Annotated in this window: 13 protein-coding genes; 8 read left to right on the forward strand and 5 right to left on the reverse strand. The window is 57.0% G+C overall.

Annotation, left to right across the window (positions count from 1 at the left end; genetic code table 11):
- The 7 genes from IEY47_RS09355 to IEY47_RS09385 all read left to right on the forward strand — a co-directional run.
- A partial coding sequence (locus IEY47_RS09355) for a GDP-L-fucose synthase family protein (RefSeq protein WP_188982967.1) occupies window positions 1-701 on the forward strand: 701 nt, incomplete at its 5' end.
- 2 nt (window positions 702-703) lie between these two features.
- A complete protein-coding gene (locus IEY47_RS09360) occupies window positions 704-1174 on the forward strand; it encodes a GDP-mannose mannosyl hydrolase (protein WP_188982968.1) in 471 nt (156 codons plus the stop codon).
- Window positions 1175-1253: 79 nt separating this feature from the next.
- Entirely contained in the window at window positions 1254-2534 is a 1281-nt protein-coding gene (locus IEY47_RS09365; RefSeq protein WP_229779338.1) for a hypothetical protein, read from the forward strand.
- Window positions 2506-3273 carry a glycosyltransferase gene (locus IEY47_RS09370; protein ID WP_188982969.1) on the forward strand — a complete coding sequence of 256 codons (768 nt, stop codon included), beginning with the start codon at window positions 2506-2508 and terminating at the stop codon, window positions 3271-3273. Before IEY47_RS09365 ends, IEY47_RS09370 begins: the two co-directional genes overlap by 29 nt.
- A gap of 8 nt (window positions 3274-3281) precedes the next feature.
- The gene (locus IEY47_RS09375) at window positions 3282-4079 is read left to right on the forward strand and encodes a WecB/TagA/CpsF family glycosyltransferase (RefSeq protein ID WP_229779340.1); all 798 of its coding nucleotides are present in this window, start codon (window positions 3282-3284) and stop codon (window positions 4077-4079) included.
- Between the two features lie 88 nt (window positions 4080-4167).
- Entirely contained in the window at window positions 4168-5190 is a 1023-nt protein-coding gene (locus tag IEY47_RS09380) for a phosphoribosyltransferase family protein (RefSeq protein ID WP_229779345.1), read from the forward strand.
- 396 nt (window positions 5191-5586) lie between these two features.
- The gene (locus tag IEY47_RS09385) at window positions 5587-6621 is read left to right on the forward strand and encodes an acyltransferase family protein (RefSeq protein WP_188982970.1); all 1035 of its coding nucleotides are present in this window, start codon (window positions 5587-5589) and stop codon (window positions 6619-6621) included.
- 153 nt (window positions 6622-6774) lie between these two features.
- Here the strand turns inward: IEY47_RS09385 and IEY47_RS09390 are convergent, their stop codons facing one another.
- Window positions 6775-8181 (reverse strand): O-antigen ligase family protein, encoded by a 1407-nt coding sequence (locus IEY47_RS09390; RefSeq protein ID WP_188982971.1) that lies wholly within the window; start codon window positions 8179-8181, stop codon window positions 6775-6777.
- A gap of 317 nt (window positions 8182-8498) precedes the next feature.
- Here IEY47_RS09390 and exaC point away from each other — a divergent pair, with 317 nt between their 5' ends.
- Window positions 8499-10019, forward strand: coding sequence for an acetaldehyde dehydrogenase ExaC (exaC, locus tag IEY47_RS09395; protein ID WP_188982972.1), 1521 nt, complete (start codon window positions 8499-8501; stop codon window positions 10017-10019).
- Window positions 10020-10069: 50 nt separating this feature from the next.
- On the opposite strand, the gene IEY47_RS09400 is transcribed toward exaC, so the two are convergent.
- The 4 genes from IEY47_RS09400 to IEY47_RS09415 all read right to left on the reverse strand — a co-directional run bounded on the left by IEY47_RS09400 (window position 10070) and on the right by IEY47_RS09415 (window position 13658).
- Entirely contained in the window at window positions 10070-11071 is a 1002-nt protein-coding gene (locus IEY47_RS09400) for an LLM class flavin-dependent oxidoreductase (protein ID WP_188982973.1), read from the reverse strand.
- 143 nt (window positions 11072-11214) lie between these two features.
- A complete protein-coding gene (locus IEY47_RS09405) occupies window positions 11215-12567 on the reverse strand; it encodes a cation:proton antiporter (RefSeq protein ID WP_188982974.1) in 1353 nt (450 codons plus the stop codon).
- A gap of 123 nt (window positions 12568-12690) precedes the next feature.
- Window positions 12691-13110 (reverse strand): PA0061/PA0062 family lipoprotein, encoded by a 420-nt coding sequence (locus IEY47_RS09410; protein WP_188982975.1) that lies wholly within the window; start codon window positions 13108-13110, stop codon window positions 12691-12693.
- A gap of 125 nt (window positions 13111-13235) precedes the next feature.
- Window positions 13236-13658, reverse strand: a complete 423-nt coding sequence (locus IEY47_RS09415; protein WP_188982976.1) for a PA0061/PA0062 family lipoprotein — start codon at window positions 13656-13658, stop codon at window positions 13236-13238.
- Window positions 13659-13707: the final 49 nt, after the last annotated feature.

A 13707-nucleotide genomic window follows, 5' to 3' on the forward strand; every position in this document is an offset into this window, starting at 1 on the left:
ACATCGTGCATGCCGCTCACAGCACGGGCGTGCAGAAGCTGCTGTTCCTTGGCTCTTCCTGCATCTATCCCAAGCATGCCGACCAGCCCATGCGTGAAGATTCGCTGCTGACAGGCGTACTGGAAGAGACCAACGAGCCCTACGCGATTGCCAAGATCGCCGGCATCAAACTGTGCGAAAGCTACAATCGCCAGTACGGTCGGGACTACCGCAGTGTCATGCCGACCAACCTGTACGGCCCGCATGACAACTACCATCCGGAAAACAGCCACGTCATCCCCGCCTTGCTGCGCCGCTTTCACGAAGCGACCCTGCGCGGCGACGATGAAGTCGTGATCTGGGGTAGCGGCAAGCCCATGCGTGAGTTCCTGCACGTCGATGACATGGCGGCTGCCAGCATTCATGTCATGAACCTGGACGAACCGACGTATCAGGCGAACACGCAACCTATGCTTTCCCACATCAATGTGGGGACCGGCGTCGATTGCACCATTCGCGAGCTGGCCGAAACGATCGCAAAAGTGACCGAATTTCCCGGGAAACTGGCATTCGACTCGACCAAACCCGACGGCACACCGCGCAAGCTGATGGATGTTTCGCGCTTGAAAGCACTGGGCTGGCAAGCGTCCATCGGCCTGGAAGATGGCCTGCGCGATGCGTATCGCTGGTTCGTTGATCACCAAGGCGAAATCAGAGGTTAAACGTGTTTCTCGAGAATGATGTCTTCCGTACCGTCGTTGCCAGCACACCGTTGGTGTCCATGGATCTGATCGTTCGTCGGCCGAGTGGGGAACTACTGCTCGGCCAGCGACTCAATCGCCCTGCTCAAGGATGCTGGTTCGTTCCCGGAGGACGCATCTTGAAGAACGAGGGCCTGGATGCGGCATTTGCCAGGCTCACGCTCACCGAACTCGGAACCGGGTTCGCGCGCTCAGATGCAAGACTGTTAGGCATCTACGAACATTTTTACCAAGACAGCGTATTTGGTGACGATGAAGCGTCGCCGAATACACATTACGTGGTGATGGGGTACCAACTCGATCTTCCGGAAGACTTTCCGCTAAACCCACCGACCATTCAACACGGTGAGTACGAGTGGTGGTCAGTTGAGAATGTTCGCGCCGACAGCCGTGTGCACAGAAACACGCAAGCGTATCTGGACGCATTGAGCTGAAGCGCTCGACACCTCGGCCCCTTAATTCCCGGGCTCCGGAACACGCCCGGGCCGCACGATCACCCAAGGAGCGATAGACGTGCTCAGGCAACTTTTCGCATACCGCAACCTGCTTTTCCTTCTCATGCTGCTCTCGTCGGGATGTATCTTCCTGACGGACGATAAGAAGGCTGGTTTGCCCTATATCCGCGAGCTTTACCTCATGGGTATCCTGGGCTCTACGGCGCTTCTGTTCGCCTGCTGGAAACGTATCTACTCGTCCAAAACAGCATTGTGGATTCTGTTCATGGGCGTTGTATTGCCTGTGAGTTCGGCGGTACTGGCCAAATTGAACTGGGGCCAGCCGATCATCTACGGTCTGCTCGAAGAGCGCCGTAGTTTTTCCTATTTGGTTTTCTTCCCGACGCTGTTCTTGCTCTTCAAGACGAATCCGTCCATGGAGCAAGTGGAGCGGTTCGTACTCTATGTGGCGCTTATCTGCGCGACCATAGGATTTATGTACTACCTGAAGATCATCCCTGAGAACGCAGCGGTGAGCTTCCAGGTTGACGCTAAAGAAGTAGGCGAGAACGCAGTGCTTCTTCGGCCAGACCGATACCGCATTGGCGGCGCGTTCGTGAGCCTTTCAGCCTTCATGCTCATGTATCAGATGAAAGAACGTGTTTCGCTGAACAAGCTGCTGCTGTTGCTGTTCTTTGCCGCCTACCTTTGGCTCGTCATACAGACCCGCCAAACAATGGTGGTGTGGGCGCTGGCGGCCGTGTGGATCTTCCGTAACCGCATCGACTCTCTGCTCAAGCTGGGCCTCTTAGCGGGCATGATTCTGGTGCTGTCCTACATTGTCATGCCGGACTTCTACGTCGCCCAGTTCGAAAAATTCCAGGCCCTGCTCGAAGAGGCCACGGGCGGTCCAGGCGTGCGGGACGTCACCATCTCTATCTCGATGCGTGCCGTCGCCGAAAACATGTACATCGGACTTGGAGCGCTGTCGTTGCAATGGAACGGCGGATTCTCGTCCGTCTACAACCCACACTTCTATCTCTCCGATGTGGGCATCGTGGGCGTGTACTACCGCTTCGGATTCCTGACCCCGTTCATTGCGCTCATCTTCTACGCGGGTTACCTGCGCATCATGAAGCGCTGCAAGGACAAAGGACCATTGTTGCTGGCCTTCCAGCTGAGCTTCTGGTTCGGGATGTTCAACATGGTGCTGTCGAATGCACTGACCTACGGTGGCGACACCCTAGGATTTGCAACCGCCCTATTCCTTTACTACTCCAAAGTCTCCGCAGCGGAGCGTTCGATCAACCGTAGCCGAGAGTGGGTGAACTATGGCGCTGTTCAGTATCGTCACAATTAACTGGAACAATCTGGCCGGTCTGGAGAAGACCTATCGGAGCGTCGCATCGCAGACGTGCAAGGATTACCGCTGGATCGTCGTCGATGGCGCGTCCACCGACGGCGGGGTCGAGTGGCTCAATGCGCTCAACGATCCCCATGCCGAGATCACGTCGGAAAAAGATAAGGGCATCTATGACGCCATGAACAAAGGGTTGGAACGATCGACCCTTACCGATGGCTACACGCTGTTCATGAATAGCGGTGATACTTTTGCCGACGAACACGTGCTGGAGAAGGTCGCAAACGCGATTAAAAGTGCGCCAAAGCGGCCTCGCTTCGTATGGGGCGATTACTACACCCAGCGTGAAGACAGCCCTACACGCGCCCACACCGCCAAAGATGCCGACAAACTCTGGGTAGGCATGCTCTCTAGCCACCAGGCGATGTACTTCGAGAACCAGCGCCTGCGTCAGCAGCAGACACGTTTTCGCGAAAAATATCGTCTGTCCGCGGATTACTGCATGCTCATCGAATTCGTAAAGGACATTCCTCGCGACGAGCTACTGAAATTGTCGTTCCCGCTATGTGTATTCGATATGACCGGCATATCCGAAACCCAACGTTTCGCTGCACTCAAGGAAGACATGCAGATACGCAGACTGTTTCTCAAGCTTTCATCTCCCCATAGCTTCCTTCTGTACCTGCTGCATTACGCGCATACCCATACGAAGATGCTACGGGCAAATTTTGGTAGATAGAGGTCTGCATGCGAACTGAAAACGAAACGGATTTCTCGCCATTGGATTTCCAATCGGAGCCCCTGCCTGCCAATGTGAAAGCATTCGGTATGGAGATCTTCAATGGCTCGAAGCAAGAGCTCATCCGTCACGTGATTGCGGCCAGTGAGAAACCGTTTAGCTACATCGTGACGCCCAACGTGAGTCATATCGTCCAGCTGGAACACAATGAGCAGCTTCGCCATGCCTATGCAGCCGCCAGCCTGCGGACCTGCGACAGCCGGATACTCAAGGCTGCGCTCAAACTGATGCACATTCACGTTCAGGAAGTCATTCCCGGCAGCGACCTGACCGAGGAACTGATGAGCGTCGCCGAGCGACTGAAGTGGCGGGTCACGATCATTGGTAGCGAGGCCGAGTGCATCGCCATCATGAAACAGCGCTACCCAAATGTGACCTTCGCACACCATAACCCGCCCATGGGTTTTATCGACCGCCCCGAAGAAGTAGCAGCCTGCCTCGACTTCGTTGCCGACCATGCAGCCCATCTCGTCGTACTGTCCGTAGGCTGCCCCCGTCAGGAAATGCTCGCGCGCATGCTGTTCGACCAAGGCCGTGCGTCTGGTGTCGGGCTCTGCGTGGGCGCTTCAGTCAACTTCCTTTCGGGCCGCGTCAAACGCGCGCCGAAATGGATGCAACGTATGTCATTAGAATGGCTGCACCGGATGTGCATGGAGCCGAAGCGCTTGGTCAAACGCTATGCAGTCGATGCCGTTCGCATGATCCCGATCCTAGTACGCCAAATCCACGGTAGCCGGTCTCGCTGATACGACCCGGCAGCGAGCCCCTCGCTAACATGTGGTAACCATTGCTCACGGATTTTCCTTCCGTTCCTCAGAGTCCGATTTACGCTGAATGCTGGCAACGATCATTCGTCAAATCAACGTGAGAGGGACGGCTTCAATGAATTACAGGAGCGTGGGAGATCTGGCGAGGCTTGCTAGCCAATACGCTAGTAAGGTTCCGCAAGATATTGAAGTGGTAGTGGGTATCCCTCGAAGCGGGATGCTTGCAGCGAGCGTGATAGCCCTGAAGTCCAACCTTCCGTTGACCGATCTATATTCCTTCATGAGGAATGATGATTTAAAGCGGGGAAGCACTCGGAGTTACAAACTCAGCCACCTAGTGCGCCCGCAGGAAGCGCGCAAAATTCTGCTTGTCGATGATAGCGTTGCATCTGGTAAATCGCTGCAAGCTGCCGTAGAGCAACTAAAAGCAGTTTATAGCGGCGAGATCGTCACACTCGCCGCCTTTGTATTGAACGAAAGCAAAAGTTTGGTAGATATCTATTTGGATATCGTTCCCCAACCTCGCTTGTTCGAATGGAACATCATGCATCACTCGTGTCTCGAACATGCATGCTTCGATATTGATGGTGTTCTTTGCGTCGATCCAACAATGCAAGAAAACGACGACGGGCCGAAATACATCGAGTTCATGCAACGCACGCTGCCTATGGTCATACCGTCGGTAAGAATTAAGCATCTCGTCACGAGCCGCCTGGAAAAATATCGCGCGGAAACCGAAGAGTGGCTTAGCCGACATGGCGTCCAGTACGAGCATCTACACATGCTGGACCTGCCTTCGGCTGCAGAGCGGCGGCGCTTGAACATGCATGGCAAATTCAAAGCCAGCGTCTACCAAAGTGACCCACAAACCGTTTTGTTCGTGGAGAGCGAGCCGCACCAAGCGCTGGAGATCATGCGTATATCGAACAAGCCGGTGTACTGCACGGGCAACAACGAGATGTATGTCCCGGGAATGAATCTTTCGACCCTCCAGGTCAAGGTTGAGAAAAAGGCGTCTAGTTTTCGTAGAAAACTTCGCAGCTTTATAAGAAGAAATCTGGATCGTTTGCACCCCCGGCCAACGATTTAACGAACGCCTGCTCAAGGACGAGCATTTCGAATGCCTTTAATCGCAAGACATTAATTCCTTCCCCAAACGGCCCTTTGTCTTCGGACGAACGGTTCGCCCTTTCACGCTTTTTTTTTAACATACCTGAATGGCGATGGTCATAGGCAAGCCAACAGCGGGTGCAACTGCGCATCCCTTGTTTTCATCAACAAATATCCATTAGCGACAAGCGAGACGCTAATGCGATTGAGTGCACAGAAGTCGCAAAAGGTTTTGTTTGAGCGTCCGGGATTGTGACCAGGCTTTCGAAATGTGGGTAGATGGATCTATCAGCAACGATCTGTCGGCCCTACCATCCTGACCGCCTGATTCCAGAGCAGGTTGCGAGCGATTTTCGCGCACTTCAAGGACGGTCTTATGAACAGCAGAAATGATTGGGTCGACTACGCGAAGGCCATCGGCATCGTACTTGTCGTTTATGGGCACGTCATTCGAGGACTCATAACCGCTAACATTCTGGAAAAGACCCCTTTCCAGGCCCTTGTGGACAGCATCATCTATAGCTTCCACATGCCGCTATTTTTCTTTCTATCTGGCTTATTCTTCATCCAAACCATGAACCGACGCGGCGCCGGAGGCACGTGGCTGAGCAAGGTCGATACGGTGTTCTATCCGTTCGTACTCTGGTCGATGCTGCAAGGCTCGATAGAGGTGTTCCTGAGCCATTACACCAATGGGGACCTCGCCATGGGGCAGGTCTTCAAATTGCTCTGGCAACCCCGCGCGCAATTCTGGTTTCTTTACGCGCTATTCCTCATCTTCACCGTCGCAGTGCTCATGTACCGCTCGCGGGCGATGTACTTGCCAATACTTGGGCTATGGGCCGCGGTCTATTGCATCCAACCGTACTTGCCGAACTTCGGTGTAGGCGACTTCCTGATTCAGAACTTCGTGTTCTTTGCCCTGGGTGTCTGCTTCTCGGCCTACCCGCAGCCGTTCCACCGCAAACCAGCCGTCTGGTCGTTTGGTTTGTTCGTGCTGTTCGTTGCGAGCCAATATGTTTTCCATATCACGCTCGGACGTAACTACATCGACCGGGACGTGTTCTCGCTGGTCGTGGCCGTCATTGGCATTGGACTGGTCGTTACGCTATCGATGGCCGCTGCCACGTATCCGGTTCGCTGGGTTCTGAGCATCGGCATGATGTCAATGCACATCTACCTGATGCATATCCTGGCAGGCAGCGGCGTTCGCGTGATCATGAGCAAATTCATGGGTATCCAAGACCCAACCGCTCATATCGTCGCAGGCACGCTAGCGGGCATCGTGCTGCCTATCGTGGCCGCACGCATCCTGTTGACGATGAACATGCGATTTCTATTCGAGATCCCCACGCGCTTTTCGGCGCTTAGGCGCTTGAGCTCACATCAACCCCGTTCAGCCGCGACTTGATTCAATTGGCCTACGCGCAGACAGCATTCTGCGCGTAGGCCCTTTCATGCGTGGCGCACCTCCCGCAGGTCTCTTGCGGCAAAGCGCGCCACCGTCGTAAAAAAACCGGCATCAGGTTGCCCCTGAATGCCGTTTTTTTATGTCCGCCGCTCCTTACGCTAGGACTCGAGGCATTCGGGTAATGGCCAAACCCTCGGTGCTGGCTTTGATCTCTGCAGAGCGCCGTTTTCCGACGGGCGCACGATGATGATTGGCTACTACGGCCAGCGCGCAGACCACGACAAACGTTGCCGCATTGGCGGGAATCTGCAGATTGAAGTCCGTGAACGAGTGAATCATCAGCGCCAGAATCGCCATTGCCGACCCGAAACCGACGCCACTGCGGTACAGGGATTGCTGCCGTCGCATCGCCGCAAGGGCATACCACAGCGACAGGCAGACGAACCCCAGCAACGGCAGCGTCCCAATGATTCCGTATTCGATCAGGAACTGCAGGAAGTCGTTATGCGCGTGGTCGAAGTGCAGCGGTAGATTGCCGCCATACACCGGGAACGCAGCCTCGAACGAACCCGCTCCCTTTCCCACCAAAGGCTTTTCCTGCGCAAGCAGCACCGCTTGGGTGAAGACATCGCCCCGCAGTTCGTTCGCTTTTTCGACCAGGCGTCCATCGACGATAACATCGTGCAGGCGCGTCTCTACGATCCGGTTCTTCAGTTTCTCCAGACCAAAAAACTGGCTGACTACCAGCGTATCGATCAGTAGCACGCTTGCCAGAATAAGCCCGTTACGCCGACGGTTTTGCTTATCGATCATCACGAACACCGCGCCCACGATCATCAAGCTCGTGAAGAACGCTGCATTTCCCATACGGGAATGGGTCATGACCAGCGCGACGACCATACCGACCAGCGCCAGCCGCAGGCGTCCCTTCGGGCCCATCATGGTCTCCAATAGGTAGGTCCAGCGAAACTCGCGAGAATCCCGAAGCGCAAGGAGCAACCCGATTCCACAGGCGATGGTCAGTTCGAGATAGCCCGCCAAGTGGTTACGGTTCACATAGGTCCCCGTGGCATGGCCAAGGTGGAACGTCTTTTCGGTGAACAACAGGTATTCGATGCCTGAAAGCGTCATGAACGACCCATAGAACGCTTGAAACGCCCCGCTACATACGAGCGTCCCAAGGAGCATGTTCAAACGTCTGCGTGTCTTGACCAGCCCCACGATCAGTAGATAGAGGAAGCCGTAGGCTGTCCCGAGCACAAGGTATTGAAAGCTCGCACCGCTATCGACGCTGATTCCGAGCACCAATTGCGCAATGACCCACACCTGCGTTAGCCCAAGCAATAACAACGGCCATTTAGCGTGACGAAGATTGCGACTCAATCGACGCTTTTGCAGCAGCTGAAGCACTAGCCAACTTGCGGCCAGCAAGCTTGTCATTAGCGCAAAAAGGGCCACGGCCCAATCGCGGTTGCTGCCCACCGGAAGAGGCAGCCAGACGAGCAGCAGTAATAGAAAGAAAAACAGCGAACGATCGAGCGTTTGGAGAAAGCGTTTCATTTCCGCATCCTTGCAACAATATGGCCTTGAGCCACGATTCCGTTCTTCAGACCTGACACGAGTCGAAACGATCGAAATCACCTGCTTTTTTTACGCCTGATTCCTCTGGAGCCTAAGCAAGCCGCTCCCGCTCGCTTGCTCGCCGCGCTCGCCGCGCTCGGTGAATGACGTCGGCATCGCACGGCGGACCTACCGGATGCACGGATTGGAGCTACGCTGGTCATAGCAAGGTCGAGGGGGATACGGCGATAGGCTGACCAACGCCTTGCGCTCGGTCAATACGTTCTCCCGTTTCAAAAACACTCAAGGAGACTGTCATGCGCTATGCACAACCCGGTACAGACGGTGCGCTGCTCGATCTTCAAGCTCGCTATGCCAATTATATCGGCGGTGACTTCATCGCCCCTGCCAAAGGCCAATACTTCACCAACACTTCTCCGGTGAACGGTTCGGTCATCGGAGAGTTTCCCCGCTCTACCGCGGAAGATATCGATCGCGCGCTCGATGCCGCCCACTCGGCTGCCGAGGCATGGGGCAAGACATCGGTCCAGGCGCGCTCGCTGACACTGCTGAAGATCGCGGATCGCCTGGAAGCCAACCTCGAGAAATTCGCGGTCGCCGAAACTTGGGACAATGGCAAACCTATCCGCGAGACACTCGCCGCTGACGTGCCGTTAGCCGTGGACCACTTCCGCTACTTCGCGGGCTGCATTCGCGCCCAGGAAGGCACCAGTGCAGAAATCGACGAGAACACCGCCGCGTATCATTTCCACGAGCCGCTAGGCGTCGTCGGCCAAATCATTCCCTGGAACTTCCCATTGCTGATGGCGGCGTGGAAGCTCGCCCCCGCGCTCGCCGCTGGCAATTGCGTCGTGCTCAAGCCTGCTGAACAGACGCCGCTCTCGATCACGCTGTTCTGTGAAGTCGTCGGCGATCTGTTGCCGCCGGGCGTACTGAATGTCGTCCAGGGGTATGGACGTGAAGCGGGCGAAGCACTAGCGACGAGTAAACGTATCGCGAAGATCGCCTTCACGGGCTCCACTCCGGTGGGCTCGCACATCCTCAGTTGTGCGGCAACTAACATCATTCCCTCCACGGTCGAGCTTGGCGGCAAAAGCCCGAACGTCTTCTTCGAAGACATCATGCAGGCCGAGCCCGAGTTCATCGAAAAAGCCGCAGAAGGTGTCGTGCTCGGCTTTCTCAATCAGGGCGAGGTTTGCACCTGCCCATCCCGTGCGCTGGTGCAGGAATCCATCTACGCGCCCTTCATGGAAGCGGTGATGAAAAAGGTCAAGCAGATCAAACGTGGGGACCCACTGGACACTGAAACCACGGTCGGCGCGCAAGCCTCGCAGCAGCAATTCGAGAAGATCATGTCCTACCTCGACATCGCCCAGCAGGAAGGCGCGGAAGTGCTGACCGGAGGCGGCGTCGAGAAACTAGAGGGCAACCTGGCCAGCGGGTACTACATCCAGCCGACGATCCTCAAGGGCACGAACAAGATGCGCGTGTTCCAAGAAGAAATCTTCGGGCCGGTCATTGGCGTGACTACCTTCAAGGACGAAGCCGAAGCGCTCGCTATCGCCAATGACACGGAGTTCGGTCTCGGCGCTGGCGTGTGGACCCGTGACATCAACCGCGCGTACCGCATGGGGCGCGGCATCAAGGCCGGCCGCGTGTGGACCAACTGTTACCACCTGTACCCCGCCCACGCCGCATTCGGGGGCTACAAGAAATCCGGTATTGGGCGAGAAACCCACAAAATGATGCTCGACCACTACCAGCAGACGAAGAACCTGCTGATCAGCTACGACACCCATCCACTCGGTTTCTTCTAGAGGTGATTAGAGTGCCCGGGAAGCGTGCAAGACGCTTCCCGGGCGAGCCGTCAGTGCTTCAAGCCTGCCAGGATTTCGAAACTGTGCGCACGCTTGGCCTCGTCGTAGATGTCCCCGGCAAAGATCAGTTCGTCAGCCTGGGTCTGCTCCAACAGGATGTCGAGCCGAGCGCGGACCTTTTCCGGCCCGCCAATCACCGCCATTCCAAGGAAGCTACCCACCGCGTCCTGTTCATGCGGCAACCATAGGCCTTTCATGCTGGGCACGGGGGGCTGCATGACCAGGCTTTGCCCACGCATCAGATTCAACACGCGCTGGAATGAGGTAGTCGCCAGAAACTCGGCTTCTTCATCGGTATCCGCGGCAACCAAGGGCACGCCAATCATTACGTAGGGCTCGGCCAGCACCTCGGACGGGCGGAAATTCTCGCGATACAGCCGAATAGCCTCGTGTACGTAACGCGGCGCGAAGTGCGAAGCGAACGCGTAGGGCAGGCCTTTGGCGGCGGCAAGTTGAGCACTGAACAGACTCGAGCCCAGTAACCAGATCGGTACATTGCTGTTCACGCCCGGCATGGCAATCACCCGTTGGCCCGGCTGGCGTGGGCCAAGCAGGCGTTCGAGTTCTTCGACATCCGCCGGAAAGTCATCGGCGCTGCCCAGCCGATCTCGCCGCAGGGCGTGGGCAGTGGCTTGATCCGCACCCGGCGCGCGACCCAGACCCAACTCAATCCGACCTGGATAAAGCGCGGCCAGGGTGCCGAACTGTTCGGCGATGACGAGCGGCGCATGGTTCGGCAGCATGATCCCGCCCGAACCCAAGGTAATGCGCGTGGTACCGGCCGCTAGATAACCAAGGACCACACTCGTCGCGGCGCTGGCGATACCATCCATGTTGTGATGCTCGGCCACCCAGAACCGCTGGAAGCCTAATCGTTCGGCTTGCTGCGCAAGTGAGAGCGAACGATTCAGCGCGTGCACGGGCGACGCTTCATCCACGCGGATGGGGGCAAGGTCGAGAATGGAAAAAGGTGTTTGCTGTAGACGAGACATGGGAAACCTCTCTTGGCCCGACCCCATCCGAAGAGGCGGCGAGCGACACGAAAACCTGAGCGTAATACTCAGGTATGGTCATCGCAGGTCGAATACAAGGCCACCACCGATCGATCGGCATTGGTCTTCAGACGTAAACCCGCTCACCCATCATTGGCACGTGCCGCCAAACGCCGTTCGTAGAAGCCCAACAAGGGCTGGGTGCTCAAGCCGTGGACGCAAATGCTCAACGCCACCGTCGATAGCACGATATTGGCGATATCGTCGTGCCAAGCCATCGGCAGGTCGTGATTCAGCGCAAAGCACAGGTAGTACAGGCTGCCAATCCCGCGAATGCCAAACCACCCCATCAAGCCTTTTTGCAGCGGGGTGGCAATGCACCGCGGAATGACCAGCGCTACGGCCACGGGACGAATGACGCAGAACAGCGCGGCGGCCAACGGCAAGGCCCGCCAGTCCCAATGGGTCGTGACCAATATGCCGAGGATGGTGACCAACAATACCTCGACGGCACGTTCCAACAGGTTCCCGAGGCTCAGCATGTCGCTCATCATCACGCCGGCGGCGATATTCGGCCCGCTGAGACGCTGTCCGCCGATGTCCAGCTCGTGCGGCATATCATCTGCAAGACGCGGCAGGGCCTGACGGGTCAGCTCTTCGGCAGGCAACTCCAGGCTGGACGATCGCACCTCGGCATGCCGCAGACCAACGCCGGCCGCAAACGTCGCCAGGAAACCCCAACCGCCGATGAGTTCGGCACATACGTAAGACAGCGCGATAAGGGCCAATGCCAGGAAATCATTGGCTGAAATGCCGGTGTCTTCATACCGCGCCCGCAGGCGGATCGCGAGCCAGCCGACCAATTTCCCCAGCAAGAACCCGCATCCAAGCCCGGCGATGACGGCCCACAGCAGGTCCACGCTGAACCAGTGAATCCAGTTCGCTCGATCCATGTCGCCGTGAAGGATGAGAAACAGCCCCAACATCACGAACGGGAACGCCACCCCGTCGTTGAAACCCGCCTCGCCGGACAGCGCAAAGCGCATTCGGTCATCGTCGCGCGCATCGTTCACCTGAACCAAGCTGGCGAGTACCGGGTCGGTGGGCGCAAGAATGGCGCCGATCAATAGCGCGATGCCCCAGTCAAAGCCCAAGACGTAGTGGCCGATCAACGCGACGCCGCCGATGCACAGCAACATGACCGGGCCTGCCATCAAATAGGCGCCGACCCAGGCCGGGTGTCGTAGCGGCAGCCGAAGCTTCAGGCCGCCCACGAAGAGCGATGCGAGTACAGCCACTTCCGTCAGATGCTCCAGCCAGTCGGAGACCTCACTGAAGCTTTTGTTCGACACGGCAAAGCCCATCGAACCGATGGCGATGCCGAAAGCCAGATAGAGAATCGAGGTTGTGACGGGAAGCCAGCGCAGGAACGCCGATGCCAATGCGAGCACTAGCAGGAGTATGCCCAGCACGCCCATCCATTGGATAAATGTCATTGCAGCACTGCCATTCGAGCGTTCGGCATTGAACGCCAAATGTTAGAAAATATTTTCCGCTGTGAGGTTCATTCCCAAGCCAAGTCAGGCCGGGGGAGAAGAAGCAGACCGGAGGCGAAGGCGTTAACCAAAGGGGCCGCAGTTCAATACATCGCCTTCGACCAACACATTGCGATCGCTGTCATAGAGCCACGACTGCGGTCGCATCGCCACTTCGCGTGCCTCGACACGGTAGCGCTTGCCTGCCGCGAAGTCGTCGTACCGAAATTGGATGAAGCAGGTCCATTGGCTCGGCTCACGCAGCCCGCTGACGCCCCCGACCTGAAGTTCGAAACGGTAACGCACCTCCAGCGCGTGCGCCCCCGGTGAAACCTGGAAATAGCGCCCATCCGGCCAACGCTTCCCGTCTAGGCGCTCAGCCATGAGCAGATCGCCCGCCGACCAGGAATAGAACTCGATCCAGGCGGCATCTGGATTGTGCTTCGGCAAAGGACCGGCGCATCCCGCCACCAGCAGCGTCAACAAAACAAGGAAAGGTCGCATGCAGGGATTCCTACGCAATCTTCGATCGAGCCTGTTCCGGGTGAACGGAGCCGGCAGGCAGATTATCCAGATGACACCTAATAGGCGTGCCGGATTCCATATGCGCCGCGAACACTTCCTTAGCGCTAACGCACCGCCAGATCAGGATCGCCACAGCCACGCTCCTGTCCCTGCGCGATGACTCGGTTACGCCCATCGTAGAGGCGCGCCCAAGGGCGAAAGCCATATTGGCCGGTAACCAGACGGTAGCGCTCTCCGGCGTCGAAGTGATCGTACTGCACCGTTATTCGGCAATCGCGTGGCAGTGGCTCGGCACCGTTACCGATGTTGCTCGCACTGACTTCGAAGGCATAGCGGACGCCCAGCTCATGGCGACCTGGCGTGACCTGGAAATAGCGATCGTCATCGAGCGCACGTTGGTCGACATCGATCGCGGCCAGGTTGTCATTCGTCAACTCCACCCAAGCCTGGCTCGGATCATGGGCCGGCATCATCAGACCGCACCCGGACACACCGAACAGTAAGCAAAGGGGGAGAAAAACACGCATGCGGAGACTCCTGATGTTGTTTTTGAGGGCTGGAGCGCTCGCCGGAGAT

The organism is Pseudomonas matsuisoli (assembly GCF_014647635.1).
GTDB classification, from domain to species: Bacteria; Pseudomonadota; Gammaproteobacteria; order Pseudomonadales; family Pseudomonadaceae; genus Pseudomonas_P; species Pseudomonas_P matsuisoli.